This window comes from Pseudomonas sp. DF5 (genome assembly GCF_058148225.1).
The window spans coordinates 124,480-143,034 of the sequence record NZ_JBYVYM010000013.1; the positions used below are offsets into that span (position 1 = coordinate 124,480).

Consider the following 18,555-nt stretch of genomic DNA (forward strand, 5'->3'; position numbering starts at 1 on the left):
GATGCGGGACCGTGCAGGCTATGCGGCCTTTTTCAACGCCTCCACTGTTAACGTCCTCAACAACCCCTTACGCCCCTCACCCAACTCAAGAAGTTCGCGCTCATACACCTGCTGCGAGACAGCGCCCGCCAAATGCCGATTGAGCAGCTCTTCTGATCTGGCGTTATACACCGTCGAATTCTGTGCGAACGCTTGCGCGTGGCGACTTTTCAGGTACTTGCGCCAGAACCGCTGTTCAATAATCCGGTTCAGCCCCCCCTCACCCGCCTCGAGCGACAAAACCGATTCATACGCCTGATCTATCTGCGCATCACTGACCTCGGCCATCTCCCGGAACAACATCCCTCGCGATTGCCATGGCAGATCAAGCCGATCCGCCAGGCCGGTCTGAAACGCCAGATAAACTTCCACCTCATCAATGGTACCCGTGACGTCCCCGTCTTCATCGACCGCCATAAAGCTTTCACCGGCCTGCAATCGGCTCTGGACGGTGGCGCGGGCGATTTCATTAACCTGATCCAGACGGGACTTGCCCTTCGCCAACTTGATCAGGCTCGTTTCGACCTGCTCAGGGCTGCCGGCCAGATGCGCTTCGTGAACCAGTACTTTGATCCCCATTTCATTGAAAATCTGCGCACCGGCGTCAGCGCAGGAATCAGGGTTGCTCGCCATACGAAACAGTTCTTCGCGTAGCGGGGTGTCCTGGGCAGCGGCATCGAGCATGCGCCACACTCGTTGTGTCAGCCCGGGGCGGCTGGCTTGCTCGACGTAATCGGCTGAGTCGGTGAGTTGCTCCAGCACCTCGAAAAATCCCTGGGCATTCGGCTCCCCTTCAAGCTCATCCCAGCTCGCTTGCCTGCCTTCTCGTTGTACGTCAGACAAACTTTCCAGCCAGTACACACTGGTCTCCTCGCCCTTGGGCGGGTAACTGCGTGCCGGGTCATACCCTACCGAGCGCATATAGCTCTGAAATTGTTCACGACCTTGATCAGACAACCGGTCGCGACTCAAACGGGTGCGGGCAACAAGCCGTGCCTGCTCCGAACCGGGTGTCACTTGGGGAACCTGTTCGATCGGATTGCCCTGCAGATCCAGTTCAAAGGCGCGCGGTCGCGGCAGCGAGAGCAGGCCGGTGGGCCACTCCGTGATACCGGTATCGTGCAGATCCAACAGGTCGAGTTCGGCCATCCTGCTGACATCCGGCATCTGCGACAGCGCCGGGTTACCGGCCAGTCTCAGCGTTTGCAGACGGGTCAGACCGGCCAGATCCGCCGCACTGTCAGCGGTCAGCGTCAGTTGGTTATCGGAGAGGTTCAGATGCTCGAGCACTGGCAGACTTTCTTGCAAGCGAGGGGCGGCGACCAGCGCGTTATCGCTCAAATCCAGCGCTCTCAAATTGGGAAAATAACCAAGAAAACCGGTGATATCAGTGCGCAATTCGACATGGCGGAACTGCAGCGAACTGACATGCTGAAAATCAGCGTTCAACACTGGCAGATACTCCAGAAAATCACTCGTCCAGTGAAAATCCAGATCCAGCGCGTAGCCCTCCGGCCCCGACGCTTGTGCTGCCTGCCAGCATTGTTTGATTGCCTTGGCAAAACGCCCTTTGTGGTAGCGCTGATCCATAGGCAGAAGCTCTCCTCTCTCGATCGCCACCCAGCTATACAGGGTTTTGGTCAGCTCCTCGAACTCCAATTCCCGTTCGTCGATGAGCCGTAACGCCTGAGTCTGCGAGCCCGATGAGCGGACAAAATCGGCAAACGTATCCGCATTCGCCTGCGGATACAGCACCTTGAACCGATCCTCCAAACTCAAGGTCCCCCCTGTACCGAGCAGAGGCTCATTGATCCGCGCATATCCCTGAACGGCTCCGCGCAAACGGGTTGCGGCCGCGGTGTCCAAAACCTGCTGAACAGAGGGATCCGGGAGAATTTCGCGCAGCGCCGCATGCGTCAGCGGTGCGTTCTGCAATGTCTGTCGCAACTGGATGCCTTGGCCGATTTCGTGGCCCAGTTTTCTGCGCGTGGCGTCAGGCAAGGCTTGTAACAGGGCGGTATAGAAATCGTCGGCGCCATGCAGCGTATTACCCTCTTCGTCATAGGGCTGAAAGGTGTTCTCCAGGGTTTGCACCAGCACTTTGCGAATGGACGCATGCTCCGGCCCGATACTGTCGAGCAGCGGACCCTCGAACGACTGGTTGCGAATCTCGATGCGCACCTCGGGCGACCAGCCTGGCAGTCGCTCAAGACTGTACAACGCCAGCCGACTGGTATCCAGATTCGCGCTCGACGGTAAATACAACCCCTCGTACGCCCGCACAATCCGCCATTCACGCATCGCCAAGCGGACCTCCTGTCGCAGTCGCAACGGCAAATGCTGTCGATCGCTCATCTGTGTTTGTTCCGCCTCGGTGATACCGACCAGCAACTCATCCATGATGACACCCGGCATTTGCGGAAACTCGCTACGCAACCATTCAACGTGCGCCGCAACGTCAGGGTCGACAGGTGCTTCATCGAGTCTGAAGCGAGCATCCACCAACGTCGTTTTTTGCTCCCTGGCCGCCGCGGCGATGAGCGCACGCAGTCTGGCCGCCCGCACATCCAGGGCGATGGTTCCATTGCCAAACGCTTCATCCAGCAGCGTCTTGACCTCCTGTTCCTGCAGTTGGGACAGCAGTGTTGCGGCCAGATCGTGGTAACCAGTCTGCCCGGATCTGACCTTGATTATCGGTTCGCCCAGGTCTGGCGAAGATTGCCAGAGCACCTTGCCTTGAGCGTCGAGCCACTGCACGGTACGGTTCTTGGGCCATTTGCGATGAAGCGTCAGCAGTTCCAGCTGAGTCTGCACATCGGCCTGACCATACACCTGCGGATCATGGCTGCTGATCCGCTCGATGAAGGTTTTAACCTCCTGGTCAGCGGTAAAACGCTTGATGGTTGCCACCAGCAACGCCGGTGGCCGCTCATGCTCAACATGTAGTTTGCGCAATACCGCATCGTCAACACCGCTGACGATCCGGATCTGTTCCAGGGTTTGATCGGAAAACGAATCGACGCGATGTCCCAGGCGTCGCATCAGGGTGACGCCCTGCCAGGCCTGAGGGCGCTCAGCCTCATGCGTCCACGCACCAACGCCATTGTGTACAAGACGGGGGGCATACGCGTCGGGCCGACGAGGATGCTGGATGTGGTACTGATCCGATCCTGGATCAGGCTCAATCACAAACTGCCTGCCATCGAGCGGCAGCACTTCCTGCCTGGAATGTCGATAAATGCCCTTTTCATCCGGCCGGGCAGACTCATCAAGGGTGACCGACTGTGCGTAGCGCCCCAGATCCGCCTCCCATAACCGCGACCTGCCATCGCTCTTTTCTACGACCCTCATGCCCTCGATAAAGGGCGACGACTTGAGCGGCAACAGGGTGCCCACTACTTTGCCTCCTGCCGCGAATGCACCCAACTGGATCAGGCTTTCAGCCACACCGATCAGATGCCCGGCTGCTTCGCTCCGCTGCCCTTCTGACCACTCGACAATCCCTTCGAACGTTTCATCAAGCAGTTGATAGGCGGTATAGGCCAGCATCAACTCGCCAAGCAACGGTACAAAGGGCGTCGCCACAAAAGCGGCCACTTCAAGAACGGCGACGGCAACTTTTTGAAAACTATCCCAACGCGCCCAACGAGATTTTTCATCCTCATCGTCAGTGGGGACCGCCATAGCCCGAGCATCATCGAGGATCTTGTTCAGTTTCTGGTGAAAGTCATGGGTCCAGAAGTCACCGCTGTTTCGCAGATAGGTCATCCGTAAATCAGGATTGATATTCGGCTCCTCACGCCACGCCGGCTTTTGCTCAAACGGCAAGGATGCATGCCATTGAATGCTTGAAAGCCGGTTATTGAGCTGGAAAAAGAAGGTGCCCCGCTGTTGGTGAGGGACGAACCGGCTGAAAAAGCGCTGATACCCAGGGACGCGTAATTGAGTGATCAGCTCTCTGTAGAAGCTGGCCAGGGAGGGGTATTGTTTGACCGGATGTTCCGGATCATGAGGGATATAAGCGATGACTTGTTCGAGCTGACGGCTGCGATCGAGGTCCGCCGAAATCAGAACAATGCCTGTCAGGGCTGTGTCCATCATCGTCAACTCGTAGCGGTACATCGGTGTACCGCGCAAAGTCAGTGTTTGATGCCCCGCAACCAGATTCAACAGCAGGCGGTGAGTTTCATGATCGATATCTTGTTTCATGAGCGCCAGAACACTGGCCGCACGCAACGCATCCTGTTGGCTGTTCTTTACTTTATGTTGTAACACCGCCCTCGCCACCGGGTTGGTGAAGCTAATGAACACCTTCAGGTAAGTTTGGTATCGAGCCCCGATATCCAGTTCACGACACAGCGCTGCAAAGGCCTCGACAGACAGTTTATGTTTGATCGGCACGACGTCGAATTGCCCGGAAGCAGAAGGCTTTGTAATGAAGTCACTCGCCCTGTCGAAATAACCCGCTCGGGTTTCTTTAACTTCGAAGTTATGCAGCGAGGCCTCAAGCAGCGACAGCGTCCGCACATCAAACCCGACGACAATGCCCTTGGGGCAGTAAAGCCGCAGGTAGGTCGCTTTGACATCCAGGGTAATGCCGTACTTGTCTTTCAGTGCAGTGATTAAAAGCTGTTCTGCGAACGTTTCGACTTCCTGAATTTTGTTCAGGGTTTTATCAGTTTCGTTTTGTGATACCCAACTGTCCTCAAACGCCCTTTTCATCTCTCCACGTAATTGCGCCGACGCCCTGTCATACCAGGGCATGGCAGGTCCGACATTCTGTTTTAAAGCGACGCGATTTTCTGCACGGGTGCTCAACAGCCAGTCTGGAAGAGACTTGGCAATGAAAGGTGTGTGCGGACTCTGAGTCATAGACTCAGGCAGTGAACGCTGCGTAGATTTAGCAGCCGTTAGAGCATCAAACATAATAACGAGTCATCCGTGACTTATTGGAGGTGCGAGCCTACCCGAACTTCTTTATTCGATTTCCCTCTCTCTATTTCAAGGTATTAACCAAAAAATCCATACTCCCCCATTACCTGGGCTCCCGGATCGACACGCGACAAAACTGAACGCCCTCCAGGCCTCAGTCTATCCGGCCGACAGACGCTCTCTCGCGACAGATCGGGAGGTTTACGAAAGAAAAATCACTGAATGACGCTATTTGCGTGTTATCTGCCGCTTTGTGCCTTGCTCTGTGAGCGTGTCTCTACGATTCTTCAAGAACAACGACAACACCCGAGAAGCCGTCATGAAAACCGTCGCCCAGTTGCTCAAGTTAAAGGCCCAACAGAATCAGGAAGTCCACACCATTGCGCCGCATCAAATGGTGCTGGAAGCACTGATGGTGATGGCCGCGAAAAACGTCGGTGCGTTGCCGGTGCTGAAAGATGGAAAGGTGGTCGGCATCATCAGTGAGCGGGACTATGCGCGCAAACTGGTGCTCAAGGGGCGCTCCTCCGTCGGCACACCAGTCAGCGACATTATGGTGTCGCCGGTGATCACCGTGGACACCCATCAAACCGTCGAAACCTGCATGGGCATCATGTCCGACAAACGCCTGCGGCACTTGCCGGTGGTGGAGGACGGTGAGCTGATGGGTTTGCTGTCGATCGGTGACCTGGTCAAGGAAGCCATTGCCGAACAGGCTGAACTGATTCGGCAGCTGGAGCAGTACATTCGCGGCGAGTGATCCCTGCGCACCGCACATCCCCTGTGTGAGCGGGCTTGCCCGCTCCCACCTTTATCTGGCGGTGTCCTATGGCCAATGCCGCGAGAAGACCGGCGCCAATGCGGGATGGCGGTCGAAACGTTCGAGCCAGGCGAAGAACCCCGGCCGTGCAACCCGCAAGTGCTCCCGGGTGCCCGCCCACCGCGTCACCACCGCCGCCAGAATATCCAGCGCGCCCGGTTTTCCATCGCCCAGGTACAACTTGCCGGCGAACTGATCGGCAAACACCTCCCAATGCCAGTGCAGGCGCCGGCGGGTACCGGCCATGAGGTTTTTCCGGGACGATTCGTCCGCCTTGTCCAGCCAGCGCTCGGGGTAATCGATGATGCCGATGGCGGCGTAGCAATTGCTGACGATGTACACCAGGCCATGAATCACCTGATCACGCTTGATCGGGTTTTCCGGCAACAGGTTCGACTCCGGGAACGTCAGGCCCAGATGAATCAGAATGGCTGCACTCTCGGTAAGCACGCCGCCGTCGGGCAGTTGCAGAGTGGGAACCTGCTTGAGCGGGTTGAGCTTCTCCAACGCGTGCACCGCCTCCGGGGACGATGAAACGTCGATGAAACGATAAGGAACCTCGCACAGTTCCAGCGCGGCCTCGATGGCGGCCGCCCCAGAATTCTGATGCCCATAGAGCTGGTACATGACTAAATCTCCTCTGCGACTCTCTCTTTGTAGCAGATGCCAAAGAATGCGCGCGAACCCTGTGGGAGCGAGCTTGCCCGGTTACCCTCCCGCGCGCTTCATACAGCGCTGATAGCGCTCGTCGACCCGCTTGGCAAACCACGCCGTGGTGAGTTTGCGGGTGATTTTCGGGCTTTGCAGCACGATCCCCGGCAACACCGCCCGGGGTAATGGCCGGCCTTCGGCCTGTTCGGCCAGGGCGAAGACGCGTTGATAGAGCGTGGAGTCCTCGAATTGAAGACTTTTACCCTCCTCCAGTTGATCCCGAATGGTCGGGTTGCGCATGTTCAATTGCTTGCCAAGGGTGCGTACCGCCAGTTCCGTGGTGCCGGGCATGATCGAGTCGTAGCGCACCAGGTCGCCATCCAGCGCCAGCGGGATACCCGTCGCACGACTGACCGCGTTCTGAAACGCCGCATTGCGGCTGGCGTACCAACCGGCGTTGAAATCGGCGAAGCGATACAGCGGCTGCTTATAGCTCACCGGATAGCCGAGCAAGTGGGCGATACCGAAATACAGGCCACCGCGACGGGTGAACACTTCGTGACGAATCGAGCCGCTCACCGGATAGGGATAATCCCGCGCCTGCTGCTCGGCGAAGTCGATGCTGACCTGCATCGGCCCGCCGGTGTGCACCGGGTTGAAGCCACCGAACAAGGTCCGGCCCATGGGCACCATGCCGATGAAGTCATCGAAAATCGCGCTGAGCTCTTTTTCGCTGCGCACGGCATTCAGCCGGTCGCTGTAGCTTTTGCCGTTGGGTGAACGCACCTGCAAGGCACCGCTGACCAGCAGGCTGGGGATGTGGGCTTTGTCGGCGCGGCGGTCGATTTCGTCCCGGGCGATCTTGCCCAGGCCTGGCACCGGTGGATCAGCCTGAAACGTCGACTCCTGTTCAGCGACCGCAAGTACCGAACACAGGTTTTGCGTAGTCGGCGAAATCTTTTGCGCGGCAAACGCCGCATAGATGTCCGTGGCCCAGCCCTGGCGGTCGACTGTCTTGGCCGGCAGCAGGCTTACGATCTCGGCCTTGACCTCGGCAGGCTTGCGGGCCGCTGGTTCCTGAGGACGCTGAGTGCCGCAACCGGCCAGTACCAACAGCGCGGCCACGCTCATGATCAATCGATTGGCTTGCATGGTGCTCCATCAAATCCGTTGAGCCGGGTTAACCATACGATCAATGGCATGGCGCAGGCTATGACTGTCGCGGCCTCTCACTGTTCCGTAGCCGCCGTGGCGCTTCTCCGTTGAGCAGTCGGTCCGCGAGCGCATCCCGGTTGAACCATACTTGATCCACACACCGAGGAGGACAGGCTCATGAACCGTAGCGACGTGCTGATCATCGGCGCCGGCCCGACCGGGCTGGTCCTGGCACTGTGGCTGAGCAAGCTGGGGATTGGGGTGCGGATTATCGACAAGACCTCGGCCCCCGGCACCACCTCACGCGCGTTGGCAGTACAGGCCAGAACGCTGGAGCTGTATCGCCAGCTCGACCTCAGCGACGCCGTGGTGCAGAACGGCCATCGCGTCTGCGCAGCGAATTTCTGGGTCAAGGGCGAAGCGGTCGCACACCTGCCGTTGAGCACCATCGGCGAGGGGTTGACGCCCTATGCGTTTCTGGAAATCTATCCGCAAGACGAGCACGAACAACTGCTGATCGAACGCCTGGAGACCTTTGGCATTACGGTGGAGCGCAACACCGAACTGCAAAGTTTCGAGGAAACCGGCGATGGCATCACCGCAACGCTGCGCTTGCCCGATGGCCAGCAGCAAACCTGCCAGGCCTGTTACCTCGCAGGCTGCGACGGCGCCCGCTCGATCGTGCGCAAATCCCTGGACACCGATTTTCCCGGGGGCACCTACCAGCAGATTTTCTACGTAGCGGATGTGCAGGCCCGTGGCCCGACGTTCAACGGTGAATTGCATGTGGACCTCGACGAAGCCGACTTTCTCGCCGTGTTCCCCTTGGCCGGCGATGGTCGCGCCCGCTTGATTGGCACGGTTCGCGACGAACGCGCCGCCCGCGCCGAAACCCTTCAGTTTGCAGACGTCAGCAGCCGGGCCATCGAGCATTTAAAGGTGCAGGTCGATCAGGTGAACTGGTTCTCGACCTACCGCGTGCATCACCGGGTAGCGGATCACTTTCGCATGGGGCGCGCGTTTCTGTTGGGTGACGCCGCCCACGTCCACAGCCCGGCGGGTGGTCAGGGCATGAACACCGGAATCGGCGACGCGATCAATCTGGCCTGGAAGCTCGCGGCAGTACTAAGCGGCAGCGCCACGTCCAAACTGCTCGACAGTTATGAAACCGAACGCATCGCCTTTGCCCGGCGCCTGGTGGCCACCACTGACCGGGTGTTCAATTTCGTTACCGCCGATGGGCCAATTGCCGATGTTATGCGCATGCGTGTGGCCCCCTTTTTGATCCCGAAAATGATCTCGTTCGAGGCAGCCCGGGAGTTCTTGTTTCGCACGGTATCGCAAACCACCCTCAACTATCGCGGCATGCCGTTGAGCGAGGGCGTTGCCGGCCATGTTCACGGCGGTGATCGCCTGCCCTGGGCCCATGACGGTGAAGGAGATAACTTCGAATCGCTGAAATACCCGACCTGGCAGGTGCATGTGTATGGCGACACCAGCGACGAGATGATCGCCTGGTGCAATGAGCATCATATGCCGTTGCAGGTGTTCGACTGGCGACCGGTGTTTGAGACCGTGGGGCTGGCGCGCAGCGGGTTTTACCTGCTTCGACCGGATACCTATGTGGCGATCGCCGATTACAGCGCCGACCCGAAGGTGATCGAACGCTATTTCCGCGATCATGGGATACGGCCTTTCATCAGCTGAACCCGATACCACCGAAGATCAAAAATGTGGGAGCGGGCTTGCTCGCGAAGGCGTCGGGTCAGCCAACATCAATGCTGAATGACACACTGCCTTCGCGAGCAAGCCCGCTCCCACAAGGGGTTATGGGGTGATCTTCAGATCCCGGCCAGGGCCAGGTCCATTGCAAAGTAGGTGAAAATCAAGTCCGCCCCCGCCCGCTTGATCGCCCCCAGACTCTCGCGCACCACCCGATCTTCATCGATCGCCCCGGCCTGGGCGGCGAATTTGATCATCGCGTATTCACCGCTCACCTGATACGCCGACAACGGCAGACGCGAGGCTTCGCGGATGTCGCGGATGATGTCCAGGTACGCGCCGGCCGGTTTGACCATCAGCGCATCGGCGCCTTCCTGTTCATCCAGCAATGACTCACGCACCGCTTCGCGGCGATTCATCGGGTTCATCTGATAGCTTTTGCGGTCGCCTTTCAGCGCACTGCCACCGGCCTCACGGAATGGGCCATAGAGCGCCGAGGCGAATTTGGTCGAGTAGGCCATGATTGCGGTCTGGCTGAACCCCGCCGTATCGAGCGCCCGGCGAATCGCCTGGACCTGCCCGTCCATCGCCGCCGACGGCGCGATCACATCAGCGCCGGCCCGGGCGGCGGCCACGGCTTGTTTGCCAAGGTTGATCAGGGTCTGGTCGTTGTCGACTTCGTGCTGATGCAACACGCCACAATGGCCGTGGTCGGTGTACTCGCAAAAACAGGTGTCGGACATCACGATCATTTCCGGCACAGCGTCCTTGGCGATGCGCGACATCCGCGACACCAGGCCGTTATCGTTCCAGGTGTCGCTGCCGTTGCTGTCCAGATGATGAGACACACCGAACGTCATCACCGACTTGATCCCGGCCCGGGCGTAACGCTCGATCTCGCCGGCCAGTTTCGACTCGGGAATGCGCATCACCCCGGGCATGCTCTTGATCGGCACGAAATCGTCGATTTCTTCCTCGACGAAAATCGGCAGCACCAGGTCATTCAAGCTGAACTCGGTTTCCTGGAACAGGCTGCGCAGGCTCGCATTGCGGCGCAGACGGCGTGGACGTGCTTCGGGGAACTGACTGGGCATGGGCCTTCCTGAAAAAAACGGATGAGACGATATTCGTAGGGGCGAAGCTTATGTCCAGTGTGGAGCTGGACACAAACCTCAGACGCGGAACAAAGCGTTACCGGTTCGGCAACAATCCCCGCATCCAGCACAAAACCCAGTGGGAGCGGGCTTGCTCGCGAAGGCGACCTGCCATTCAACATTGATGTCACTGACTCACCGCTTTCGCGAGCAAGCCCATAGGTTAGATCGTCAGTGTGCCGCTGATACAGGTCACCACAGCACCACCAATCCAGATTTCATCCCCCACCTGCTCCACCCGAATCCGCCCGGCGCGGCCCATAGTCAGGCCCTGACTGACGACATAAGACGCCGGAGCCAGCCCTTCGCTGAGCAACCATTGGGCGATCCCGGCGTTCAGGCTGCCGGTGGCCGGGTCTTCCGGCATGCCATCGCCGGAGATGAACGCCCGCACTTCGAACTGCGCATCCGTGCCATCGCGCTCCGGGTGCCATGGCGCGATGACACCGACGGCGAGGCCGAGCATCTGTGCATGATCCGGCTGCAAGTCCAGAATCTGCTGGCGGTCCTCGACCATCACGGCGAGCCAACCGGCACCGTTGTCGACCCATTGCGTGCGCACAATCGCCCCCGGCGCCAACCCGAGCCCCTGCCGTACGCGCTCGACCAGCCCGGCGTCCACCGGGCCGGACCTGAGCAGCGGAGGCGCGAGAAACGCCAGCTCCGCTCCCTGCCGACGCACCCGCACCAGGCCGACACCACACTCCTGAATAATCTCCTCACCCTTGGGCACTCCACCGGCTTCGAGCCAGGCATGGCACGTGCCCAGCGTCGGATGACCGGCGAACGGCAGCTCTTGCAAGGTGGTGAAGATACGTACTCGATAGTCGGCCCGGGGGTCTCGAGGTTCGAGCACGAACGTGGTTTCACTGAGGTTGGCCCAGTTCGCGAACGCCGCCATGCGTTCATCACTGAGCCTGTCTGCGCCAAACACCACCGCCAACGGGTTGCCCTTGAGCGCGACGGGGCTGAAAACATCTACTTGCTTGAAATCGAATGCGCTCATTGCCTGCCTTGGTGATGAAGGATTCAAAGGGATTGCTTGGGGATTTCCAGCCCGCGAATTACCGCCGGTCTTGCCAGGAAACGCTCCAGCACGCGGGTGACGTTGGGGAAATCCTGGATGCCGACCAGGTCGCCAGCCTCGTAGAAGCCAATCAGGTTGCGCACCCACGGAAAGGTCGCGATGTCGGCAATGGTGTAGCGCTCGCCCATGATCCAGTCGCGCCCTTGCAAGCGGCCATCGAGGACCTTGAGCAAGCGCTTGCTTTCGTCGACGTAGCGATCACGGGGACGCTTGTCTTCGTAGTCCTTGCCGGCGAATTTGTTGAAAAAACCGAGCTGGCCGAACATCGGCCCGATACCGCCCATCTGAAACATCAGCCACTGAAGGGTCTCGTAACGCGCTGCCGACTCCTGCGCCAGCAGTTGCCCGCTCTTGTCGGCGAGGTAAATCAGAATCGCCCCGGACTCGAACAGCGCTAGCGGTTGGTCGCCCGGGCCGTGGGGGTCGAGGATCGCCGGGATCTTGTTATTGGGGTTCAGCGACAAAAACTCAGGGGACAGCTGATCCTGGGTGTCGAAGCCCACACGATGCGGCTCGTAGGGCAGCCCGATCTCTTCGAGCATGATCGAAACCTTGACGCCATTGGGCGTTGGCAAGGAATAGAGCTGGATCCACTCCGGGTACTGGGCCGGCCATTTTCGAGTGATGGGGAATGCAGACAAATCGGTCATCGGGAGCTTCCACGGGAAAATCGGAGTGAAGATCATAAGGGGGACGGGGCCAAGATGTGTACTGTGTCCATAAATCCGAAACATCCTGTCGATAACCTTCCCCCCAATCCGTTCAAGGTTGCCGCTAAAGTGCCAGGCACCTCGCTCGGATCGAAGCTCGAATCGAACCAAAAGGGCTTCATCGGACTCTGAGCATTGCCCTGTTAGAAATGGACCGGGTCAACGACATGGAAAACACCCTATGCTAGGAGCTTGAGGTGTCAATGTTTGTCAGCCTTAACCAAATGCGCTGAAGATCACCTATTCGATGATGAATCCTTTGAAATTCACCAACCGCTTCAAACATCGTGCTTATATCTTCCTGCCCGCTCTGTTGGCGGCCAGCGCGTTGCTTTTGTCGCTGGAGTCCAGTGTAAGCCGCGCCCAGCCGGTGGACGGTACACAGACGCTGGTGTTTTTGCGTCACGCGGAAAAACCGGCCGGCGGCCTGGGTCAGCTCAATTGCCAGGGACTGAACCGCGCCATCGACCTGGCCACCTTGCTGCCGGAAAAATTCGGCAAGGCCAACTACGTGTTTGCCGCCAACCCGACGCGCAATGTCGAGGAAGGCGAACTGGATAACTCCTACAGTTACATCCGCCCCCTGATGACCATCAGCCCCAGCGCGATCAAGCTCGGCTTGCCGGTGAACATCGAATTTTCGGCCAACGACACCAGCGACCTGGCCGAGGAACTGCTTCGCGACAAGTATCACAATTCGATCATCTATACCGCCTGGTCCCATGGCTACCTGCCCGAGCTGATCAACAAGGTCGCCGGGGAAGCCGTCGGCTCAGAACAGCGCATCACCGATGACTGGGCATCCAGCGACTATGACTCGCTGTACGTGCTCACGCTGACCTGGCACAACGGCAAGGCCAGCCTGCAGAGCCACCTCTACAAGCAAGGGCTGGATAACGGTCGGGAGACTTGTCCGACGTAACGAGTCGACGGCTTCCCGACAGCTAATTCATTAAAAATATTTCTTTATTAAGTAAAAAACTAAAACCAAACTAAAATCTATTATTTCTGACAGTAGCGTCTTTCATGCTATCGCTTCACGCTATCACTTCAATTGGAGGTGAAGCCATGAAACGAACACATGCTTTGTATGCCGCAATGTTTTTTAGTTTGACAACTGCTCCAGTTTCACATGCACAAACAGAAGATGAGTACAGAAAAAGTCTGGAAGATGCAAGGATTAGAGCAGAACTGGAAAGCAAAATAATGAGGGACAATGCTCCAAAACTAGAGCCTAAGCGAGATGAGGAGTGCTGGGAGAAATGGGGACAGAGCTCCGCCAATCAAACTTGCAATGGCAACAGCCCTATCACTCAATCTCCCAAAGGAACCTGCAATATTGACGTAACATGTTCAGCCCTTGGAGGGCATACAGCCAATATGCCCGAGGGCACAGGCCATGGGCATACAGTAGCCGCGCTAAGCTGGCAGTACAAAGATCGTGATCAAGTCGTTCAACAGCTCTCAGCCCCTCTTGAAAAAACAGACACACTTACTAACTGCAATGGCTTTTTGGTCTATGGAAAGTGCCCCTAAGAAGGTGGGAGCTTGATAATGAGAGATGTGTCCGAGTTCGGCGGGCAGATCGGATTGAAGAGACTTGGCGCTTCCCAGCGCCCTCATCGCGAGCAGTCTCGTTCCCACACTGGATCTCAGTGGTACACGATTTTGTGGTAACTGAAGATCAATGTGGGAGCGAGCCTGCTCGCGATAGGCCAGCAAAAACAACATCACCCCCGCTGCTTACCCCCGCTCCCGCAAATATTCGAGAACCGCCCCCCGATCCCCGACAAACTCGATCCGCGCGCCCTTCTTCTCCCGCTGAAACACATACATCGGGTCGTAATACTCACGCAGCAACCCTTCGATCCAGCCCCGGTGCAAGTCCACCGCGCCGCTATTAGCCTGTTCCGCCAGCGCGTCTTCCATCAAGGTCAGCATCCGCCGATGGCGTTCGCCGCCCAGGCGTTTCTGGACATTGTTCAGGCTCGCCAACATCCGCTCGGAAAACAGCGTGAAGCCTTCATCGCCATACACCTCGGTGAACTCGGCGCATAAATCCACCACGTAATCGCGCAGGATCCGCTCGACGCGCCCTTCCAGGCTGTCTTCCAGCCAGACCATCGGAAACTGCTGCATGCCCTGATAAAGCGGCAACGGCAGCGCGCAACTGCCAATCGCGCGGCTCTCGTCTTCGAGCACAAACTGCTCGATACCGCTGGCGCGTTTTTTCAGCACGTCCACGGCCAGGCGGTTTTCAAAGTCGATGTTGGAGGGTTGGCCGGTGGCGCGTTTGCCGAAGCTGGAGCCGCGATGATGGGCGTGACCTTCAAGGTCCAGCGCGTTGCTCAATTGTGCGAGCACCTCGGTCTTGCCGGTGCCGGTCATGCCGCCCAGCAAAACGAAATCGCATTGGGCAACGGCCTGGTCGAGCGTGTCGAGCAAGAAGGTGCGCATGGCCTTGTAGCCACCACCGACCCGCGGATAGTCAATGCCCGCTTCGTCCTTGAGCCACTGTTGGGTGATCTGTGAACGCAGCCCGCCGCGAAAACAATACAAATAACCATCCGGATGCGCCCGGGCAAAATCGGCCCAGGCCTGGACTCGCTCAGCCTTGATCGCGCCAGCCACCAATTGATGCCCCAGCGTGATGGCCGCTTGCTGACCTTGTTGTTTGTAGCAAGTGCCGACCCGTTGCCGCTCGTGGTCATTCATCAGCGGCAGATTGACTACGCCAGGGAATGAGCCCTTGAGGAATTCGATCGGCGCGCGCACATCCATCATCGGCCGGTCGTTGAGGAAGATGTCGCGGTAATCGGTGAAGTCTCTGGACATCAAACCACCTCAACCGCGTGGGTCTGTCGCTCAACCAGTTCGCCGATGGGCTGAAGGACCAGCCCAAGTTCGGCCGCCACCGCCAGGAACGCTGCGTTTCCTTCGGGCGTGACTGCAATCAGCAAACCGCCGCTGGTCTGCGGGTCGCAGAGCACGCGTTTGTGCAACTCCTGGAGCCGACCGACCTTGCTGGCGTAGCTGTCGAAATTGCGCAGCGTGCCGCCGGGCACGCAGCCCTGATCGAGGTAATACTCGACGCCCGGCAGGCGCGGCACACGGTCATAGGCGATGCGGGCCGTCACATTGCTGCCGTCGGCCATTTCCACCAAGTGCCCGAGCAGACCGAAACCGGTGACGTCGGTCATGGCGGTCACGCCGTCGAGCTTGCCGAAACGGCTGCCGGGTTTGTTCAGGGTGCACATCCAGTCGCGGGCCAGACCGATGTCGGCATTGCGCAACTTGCCCTTTTTCTCGGCGGTAGTGAGGATGCCGATTCCCAAGGGTTTGGTGAGGTACAGCAGGCATCCGGCGGTGGCGGTGTCGTTGCGCTTCATGTGGCGCTTTTCCACCAGCCCGGTCACGGCCAGGCCGAAGATCGGCTCCGGCGCGTCGATGGAATGGCCGCCGGCCAAGGGGATTCCCGCTTCATCGCAGACCGCCCGCCCGCCGCGAATCACTTCCCGGGCAATCTCCGGCGCCAGCACATTGACCGGCCAGCCGAGGATCGCAATCGCCATCAATGGGTCGCCGCCCATGGCGTAAATATCGCTGATTGCGTTGGTGGCGGCGATGCGGCCGAAATCGAACGGATCGTCGACAATCGGCATAAAGAAGTCGGTGGTCGAGACCACGCCGCGCTCTTCGTCGATGGCATACACCGCCGCGTCATCGCGCGAAGCGTTGCCGACCCAGAGTTTCGGGTCCAGGTTCTGCGCGCCACTGCCGGCCAGAATCACCTCCAGTACCTGGGGCGAAATCTTGCAGCCGCAACCTGCGCCATGGCTGTATTGGGTCAGACGAATCGGCTCGCTCATGGGATGCACCTTGTGAAGTCAATGGCGAGGATTCTACAGCAACCCCATTTGGCAGGAGCCGCGCAAGAACGATCTTTGTGCAGCGAAACTCACTTTGGTGCGTCCGACTCCCCTTCTTTTCCCCCGCCCCGCGAAATCCTTGACCGAAAGGACAGCAAAACCGCCAATTCCTCCGGTTTTTCAGCGCTTTGAGAAAATTGGTACAGCTTGTGCAAACGTTTGCGAGTCGCCGATACCGGCCTGTTCGCCACTTAAACCGCACAAGCCCGCACCATCGGGCCTTCGATACGCACGAAAAGGGACTTTTAATGCATTGCACCTCCAGTCGCGTGACTTGCTCGCGCACGTTTGCTGTTTCCTTGCTGTTGGCCAGCGTTACAGGACTACTCAGCAGCTGCGCGTTGGCCCAACTGGCCACCACCGAAGAATCCGCCCAGGGCGAAGCCCTCAGCCCTGAAGCCAACCCACCGAAAAAAGGCGCGTACCTGTCGGACTGGTTCAATCAGGACCTGACCGTCATCGGCAGCAAGGACATCAGTTTCGGCCCGCAACCGACCGACGATATTTACCTGGAGTACGAATACTTCGGCCGCAAGGGGCCGTTCGAGTTGTACGGCTACATCGACATTCCGAAGATCTTCGACATCGGCAACAGCCATGACAAAGGCGTGTGGGACCACGGCTCGCCAGTGTTCATGGAGCACGAACCGCGGATTTCCATCGACTACCTCGCCGGCCGCAGCCTGGCCGTCGGGCCGTTCAAGGAATGGTACGTGGCGTTCGACTGGATCTACGACCATGGCAGCAACAGTGCCAACCGCGCCAACACGCTGTACAGCGGCCTCGGCACCGACATCGACACCCATTCGCGGGTCAACCTGTCGGCCAACTTCTACGGTCGCTACCAGTGGGAAAACTACGGCGCCAGCAACGAATACTCGTGGGACGGCTACCGCGCCCAGCTCAAATACATCGTGCCCATCAGCAGTTTCAGCAACGGCGCTTCGTTGACCTACATCGGTTTCACCAACTTCGACTTCGGCTCCGACCTGCACAAGGACAACCCGGCCCGCACCGCCAATGCCACCGTGGCCACCAACGTGTTGCTCTACGCCTTCACCCACTTGCGTTTCACCCTGGTCGGCCGTTACTTCCACAACGGCGGCAACTGGGAGGACGGCAGTGAGTTGAATTTCGGCGACGGCGACTTCCGCGCCCGTTCCAACGGCTGGGGTTACTACGCCGGTGTTGGCTATCAGTTTTAAGGCTCATTTGAATCAGGAGGTTTTATGAAAGCAATGACGCGTCTTTCCCTGTCTGTCGGTTTTGCGGCAAGCACCCTGCTCTCTTCCTCTGCCTGGGCGGTAGAAGCGCCGATCCAGCCGAAAGTGATGCTGATCACCATGTTCGCTCCCGAGGCGCAGAACTGGATCGATCGCCTGGAACTCAAGCAGGAAGTGCGAGTACCGGGCCTGTCCGCCGAGTACCCGAACATTCGCTGCAACACCGAACAGGTGTGCCTGATGGTCACCGGTATGGGCCAGACCAATGCGGCGGCCTCGACCCTGGCCCTGGCGCTGTCGCCGAAATTCGACCTGCGCAAAAGTTACTTCCTGATCGCCGGGATTGCCGGCATCAGCCCGAAACACGGGACCATCGGCACCACCGCGTGGGCGCACTACCTGGTGGAGTTCGGCACTCAGTGGGAACTGGACTCCCGGGACGCGCCGAAAGACTGGCCGACCGGTTACCTGGGCATCAACACCAAAGGCCCGAACGAAAAACCGCCGCTGGATTACAAGACCGAAGTCTTCGAACTCAATCCGAAGTTGCAGGCCAAAGCCTTCGCCCTGAGCCACAAAGTCGAACTGAGCGAGAGCAAGGAATCGGCGGCGTGGCGCTTGAAGTATCCGTCGGCCCCGGCCAATCAGCCGCCGGTGGTGACCCAGTGCGACACGCTGGCGGGCAATACCTGGTTTTCCGGGACGCGCTTGAGTGAGCGGGCGGAAGTCTGGACAAAATTGCTGACCAACAACGAAGGTGTCTACTGCACCACTCAGCAGGAAGACAACTCCACCTACGAGGCACTGCTGCGGGCCAGTCGCGAAGGTCTGGTGGATGTCCGCCGTTTGGCGGTGGTACGCGCCGGTTCCGACTTCGACCGGCCGGCGCCGGGCCAGAGCGAAGTGGATAACCTGCTCAAATACGCCGATCAGGGCGGGTTTGTGCCGGCACTGGAGAATCTGTACCGCACGGGGAATCCGTTGGTGCAGGAGATCTTAAAGAATTGGTCGGCTTGGGAGAAAGGCGTGCCTGAGGTTTGAGTTCGGCTTGAGGACGCTTTCGCGGGCAAGCCTCGCTCCTACGGTTCGAAATCGACACCAACCTGTAGGAGCGAGGCTTGCCCGCGAAGCTC

Annotated in this window: 14 protein-coding genes; 6 read left to right on the forward strand and 8 right to left on the reverse strand. The window is 58.8% G+C overall.

The window, feature by feature from the left end; genetic code table 11:
• Positions 1-18: 18 nt before the first annotated feature.
• A complete protein-coding gene (locus AC30D7_RS14385; protein WP_490134503.1) occupies positions 19-4,857 on the reverse strand; it encodes an NEL-type E3 ubiquitin ligase domain-containing protein in 4,839 nt (1,612 codons plus the stop codon).
• 433 nt (positions 4,858-5,290) lie between these two features.
• On the opposite strand from AC30D7_RS14385, the gene AC30D7_RS14390 reads away from it, so the two are divergent.
• Entirely contained in the window at positions 5,291-5,731 is a 441-nt protein-coding gene (locus AC30D7_RS14390) for a CBS domain-containing protein (RefSeq protein WP_490134504.1), read from the forward strand.
• 66 nt (positions 5,732-5,797) lie between these two features.
• Here AC30D7_RS14390 and AC30D7_RS14395 read toward each other — a convergent pair whose 3' ends face one another.
• Together AC30D7_RS14395 and AC30D7_RS14400 are read right to left on the reverse strand one after the other, a co-directional pair.
• Positions 5,798-6,418 (reverse strand): glutathione S-transferase, encoded by a 621-nt coding sequence (locus tag AC30D7_RS14395; protein WP_490134505.1) that lies wholly within the window; start codon positions 6,416-6,418, stop codon positions 5,798-5,800.
• An 81-nt stretch (positions 6,419-6,499) separates the two neighbouring features.
• Positions 6,500-7,594: a DUF1615 domain-containing protein gene (locus AC30D7_RS14400; RefSeq protein ID WP_490134506.1), complete on the reverse strand. Its 1,095-nt coding sequence runs from the start codon at positions 7,592-7,594 to the stop codon at positions 6,500-6,502.
• Positions 7,595-7,774: 180 nt separating this feature from the next.
• On the opposite strand from AC30D7_RS14400, the gene AC30D7_RS14405 reads away from it, so the two are divergent.
• Entirely contained in the window at positions 7,775-9,304 is a 1,530-nt protein-coding gene (locus AC30D7_RS14405) for an FAD-dependent monooxygenase (protein ID WP_490134507.1), read from the forward strand.
• A 134-nt stretch (positions 9,305-9,438) separates the two neighbouring features.
• Here AC30D7_RS14405 and hemB read toward each other — a convergent pair whose 3' ends face one another.
• The 3 genes from hemB to AC30D7_RS14420 form a co-directional block, all read right to left on the reverse strand.
• On the reverse strand, positions 9,439-10,413 hold the full coding sequence (gene hemB / locus AC30D7_RS14410; RefSeq protein WP_490134508.1) for a porphobilinogen synthase: 975 nt from the start codon (positions 10,411-10,413) through the stop codon (positions 9,439-9,441).
• 223 nt (positions 10,414-10,636) lie between these two features.
• The gene (locus AC30D7_RS14415) at positions 10,637-11,479 is read right to left on the reverse strand and encodes a PhzF family phenazine biosynthesis protein (protein ID WP_490134509.1); all 843 of its coding nucleotides are present in this window, start codon (positions 11,477-11,479) and stop codon (positions 10,637-10,639) included.
• Positions 11,480-11,502: 23 nt separating this feature from the next.
• The gene (locus AC30D7_RS14420) at positions 11,503-12,210 is read right to left on the reverse strand and encodes a glutathione binding-like protein (RefSeq protein ID WP_018925387.1); all 708 of its coding nucleotides are present in this window, start codon (positions 12,208-12,210) and stop codon (positions 11,503-11,505) included.
• Positions 12,211-12,520: 310 nt separating this feature from the next.
• Between AC30D7_RS14420 and AC30D7_RS14425 the strand changes: the two genes are divergently transcribed.
• Complete coding sequence (locus AC30D7_RS14425; RefSeq protein ID WP_490134530.1) at positions 12,521-13,192, forward strand: histidine phosphatase family protein; 672 nt, start codon at positions 12,521-12,523, stop codon at positions 13,190-13,192.
• Between the two features lie 146 nt (positions 13,193-13,338).
• A complete protein-coding gene (locus AC30D7_RS14430; protein ID WP_490134510.1) occupies positions 13,339-13,806 on the forward strand; it encodes a hypothetical protein in 468 nt (155 codons plus the stop codon).
• A 207-nt stretch (positions 13,807-14,013) separates the two neighbouring features.
• Here the strand turns inward: AC30D7_RS14430 and mnmH are convergent, their stop codons facing one another.
• Together mnmH and selD are read right to left on the reverse strand one after the other, a co-directional pair.
• Entirely contained in the window at positions 14,014-15,105 is a 1,092-nt protein-coding gene (mnmH, locus tag AC30D7_RS14435) for a tRNA 2-selenouridine(34) synthase MnmH (RefSeq protein ID WP_490134511.1), read from the reverse strand.
• Complete coding sequence (gene selD, locus AC30D7_RS14440; RefSeq protein ID WP_490134512.1) at positions 15,105-16,139, reverse strand: selenide, water dikinase SelD; 1,035 nt, start codon at positions 16,137-16,139, stop codon at positions 15,105-15,107. Before selD ends, mnmH begins: the two co-directional genes overlap by 1 nt.
• Positions 16,140-16,447: 308 nt before the next feature.
• Between selD and AC30D7_RS14445 the strand changes: the two genes are divergently transcribed.
• Both AC30D7_RS14445 and AC30D7_RS14450 read left to right on the forward strand, forming a co-directional pair.
• Positions 16,448-17,404, forward strand: a complete 957-nt coding sequence (locus tag AC30D7_RS14445) for a nucleoside-specific channel-forming protein Tsx (protein ID WP_490134513.1) — start codon at positions 16,448-16,450, stop codon at positions 17,402-17,404.
• Positions 17,405-17,428: 24 nt separating this feature from the next.
• Positions 17,429-18,463: a purine-nucleoside phosphorylase gene (locus AC30D7_RS14450; protein ID WP_490134514.1), complete on the forward strand. Its 1,035-nt coding sequence runs from the start codon at positions 17,429-17,431 to the stop codon at positions 18,461-18,463.
• Positions 18,464-18,555 lie beyond the last annotated feature (92 nt).